Annotated in this window: 4 protein-coding genes; 1 reads left to right on the forward strand and 3 read right to left on the reverse strand. The window is 40.2% G+C overall.

Annotation, left to right across the window (positions count from 1 at the left end):
* On the forward strand, nucleotides 1–772 hold a 772-nt coding region (locus B2V92_RS09255), incomplete at its 5' end, for a helix-turn-helix transcriptional regulator (protein ID WP_293307161.1).
* An 11-nt stretch (nucleotides 773–783) separates the two neighbouring features.
* Here B2V92_RS09255 and B2V92_RS09260 read toward each other — a convergent pair.
* The 3 genes from B2V92_RS09260 to B2V92_RS09270 form a co-directional block, all read right to left on the reverse strand.
* Nucleotides 784–1,185, reverse strand: a complete 402-nt coding sequence (locus tag B2V92_RS09260) for a hypothetical protein (RefSeq protein ID WP_293307163.1) — start codon at nucleotides 1,183–1,185, stop codon at nucleotides 784–786.
* Nucleotides 1,186–1,250: 65 nt separating this feature from the next.
* Nucleotides 1,251–2,174 carry a helix-turn-helix domain-containing protein gene (locus tag B2V92_RS09265; protein ID WP_293307165.1) on the reverse strand — a complete coding sequence of 308 codons (924 nt, stop codon included), beginning with the start codon at nucleotides 2,172–2,174 and terminating at the stop codon, nucleotides 1,251–1,253.
* 63 nt (nucleotides 2,175–2,237) lie between these two features.
* Nucleotides 2,238–2,846 (reverse strand): SDR family NAD(P)-dependent oxidoreductase (locus B2V92_RS09270; protein WP_293307167.1); only part of this gene is annotated, 609 nt, incomplete at its 5' end.

Here is a 2,846-nt window from a genome sequence, read left to right on the forward strand (position 1 = left end):
TCCTGCTGAATTTGTGGAATTGTTTTCGCACTTTTATTTTGCAGAAAACAGATCCGATAATCCCATTGTTCACACCTCATTGCCCAACTTCCAAACCATGATGGTTTTCAGTTTTGGTGCGCCGCTTTTGCTGGTTACAAAAGAGAAAGAAGAAATATCAATGGATAAATGCCTGGTTTTTGGTCCCGTTAAGCAGGCTTTTACTTACGTGCTCCCGGCGAGAGGGCAAATGCTGGTTGTAAATTTTAAAGACGATGCCTTTTTCAGGTTTTTCGGTACCGCATCACTCAGCGAATACCTTCATCCCGATGATCTGCTGGAAGACAACTGTTTCACCGCCCTTTGGACGAACCTCAATAAACAGGAAACAGTAGAGGCAAAAGTTAAACAGATCCTTAATTTCAGCCGGCTTTATATCCGGAACCGAAATACTTTAACAGAACAGATTATTGCTTTAGGCAATAGCCAGATAAGTCCGGTAAAGGAGATTTCGTCCCGGGAAAAACTTTCTGAAAGAACCGTACAGCTTAACCTGAAAAAACACCTGGGTTATTCTTCACGCGAAATTGGCCGTTACATGCGCTTTCTAAAAGCAATCGAGCTCGTACAGCAAAGGCTTGTCGATAACAAACAGGTAAACTGGTTCGAAGTGATCGAAACCTGTGGTTTTTACGATCAAAGCCAGTTAATCCACGATTTTAAGCATTACCTTAACCTTAGCCCTTCAAAATACCTGAAATTTCAGGAGGAGATCTGTAACTCGAGGGGATAACGCGGGTATTTCTACTTTTCTCTTACAAAACGGTATCCACAACCCTCAATACAGGGCGGATTAAGTTCTAACGTATTTGCCGAAACTTTATAATAATAAGTACTTGGCATCTGATAAGTGTAATTGAAAACTTCCATTCTTACACTGTCCAAAATTCTGAAACTATATAAATTTAAGATGGCATCACCTTTAAATTTTCCAGCATTATCTGCCGATTTGCTCAAAATAAGGTATTTAGCCTGGCCTGATACTTTTTGGTACGGGGTATTTCCGCTTCCAATATCAAACCTTGTTTCGGTCAATTTCCACCTGCCGTAAACTTCGCCAGGTCCGTCGTTATCCCTGTCTGTTTTCTTGCATGATACATAAACAAGGCTTGAAATTGCCAAGAGGAGCATTAATATCTTTTTCATAAAGCTTTAATTTATAGCTTATACGATGCAGAAGATCAAAACGCTACTAACGGATCATTTTTTTGTTAATTAAACATTTTTCTAAATGCCAATGGCGAAACCTTGGTTTTTGCCTTGAAGAGTTTGTTAAAAGATTGCGAATGTTCAAAGCCGAGTTCGTAAGCTACCTCACTAACGGTTAAACTGGTGCCCGATAACTTTTCTTTTGCCTTCTCGATCAATTTTTGATGGATGTGCTGTTGCGCATTCTGTCCGGTAAGCGAGCGAAGCAGGTCGCTTAAATAACTTGGCGAAACATTTAAATGATCGGAAAGGTAATGCACTGTTGGTAAACCTTTCAGTATTGGTGTCCGATCATTAAAATAAGCTTCCAAAAGGTCTTCCAGCTTTTGTAAAAGATCACTGTTCTGTGCTTTACGCGTAATGAACTGACGTTTATAAAAACGGTTACTGTAATTCAGCAACAGTTCGATCTGCGTAATAATCACATCCTGGCTAAAATCATCAATCCTGCTGTTCAGTTCTTCTTCAATACTTTTAAAAATGGTCATGATTGTTCCTTTTTCCTTATCCGATAAATGCAAGGCCTCGTTGGTTGAATAAGAAAAGAAACCATAACTTTTGATCTTTTTGGCAATCGGGTACGACAATAGAAAATCAGGGTGGATCAATAAGGTAAGTAAAGAACAAACACTCGATTCTAAATCCTGCTCGTGACCGATAATCTGGTTTGGAGCGGCAAAAAGTAAACCTCCTTCATCAAAATCGTAATAACTCTGCCCGTATTTTAACCTGCCGCTTAATTTTGGCTTATACGAGATTTTATAAAAGTTAAGGATATGCGAATTTGGCTGTCCGCTCATTTCAACCGGATGATCTTCATTGTTGATGAGGCTGATAAGCGGATGTTTTGGTTGGGGTAGGCCCATTATCCGGTGCGCTTCCGATAAAGAATTGAATTTATATGGGTTGTTGTCTTCCTTTTTCATATCGATGTAATACAAATATAACCGATAAGCTTTCGTTTATCGGTTATATGGCGGTAATATTGTTTATCCTTGGGCAGCGTTCGATACCGCTTCCCATTCTTCCCAGCTGGCTATACGTTCAGCATAAGCCGTACGTACCCAGGCCAGGTTATGGCTGCCGAGCGATAAACGTAAAGGTGGGTTTTCTGTATCTACAACTTTAAAAATGGCCTCTGGTGTAGCTTCCGGATTACCTCTTTCCATATTTTGCAAACCTTCAAAAAATTGGTTTTTAAAGTCGGTATATACATCCATTCCCTCTGCAAATTTTAACGATGCCTGACTTCCGAATTCTGTGGCGTAGGCACCTGGTTCGATAATGGTTACTTTTATCCCGAATGATTTTACCTCTGCTGCCAAACTTTCGTGTATGGCTTCGAATGCCCATTTAGATGAGGCATAATAACCGATAACCGGTAAAACCACATGGCCAAGGTTGCTCGAAGTACCTAAAATATGACCATAACCCTGTTTGCGTAATATTGGCAATGCAGCTTGTATAACAGCCACCGTTCCAAAAATGTTGGTGTTGTACATGGCCTTAACCTGATCGATTGTTGCTTCTTCAATAGTCCCTACAAGCGAATAACCCGCATTATTCAAAACAATATCCAATCGCCCGAAATGTTCGTG

Origin of the sequence: Pedobacter sp. UBA5917 (assembly GCF_002432345.1) — a bacterium.
Classification (GTDB): Bacteria; Bacteroidota; Bacteroidia; order Sphingobacteriales; family Sphingobacteriaceae; genus Pedobacter.

Excerpts from the sequence above, each read along its gene's own strand:
- B2V92_RS09265 (WP_293307165.1), bottom strand. The coding sequence starts at position 2,174 with ATGAAAAAGGAAGACAACAACCCATATAAATTCAATTCTTTATCGGAA.
- B2V92_RS09260 (WP_293307163.1), bottom strand. The coding sequence starts at position 1,185 with ATGAAAAAGATATTAATGCTCCTCTTGGCAATTTCAAGCCTTGTTTAT.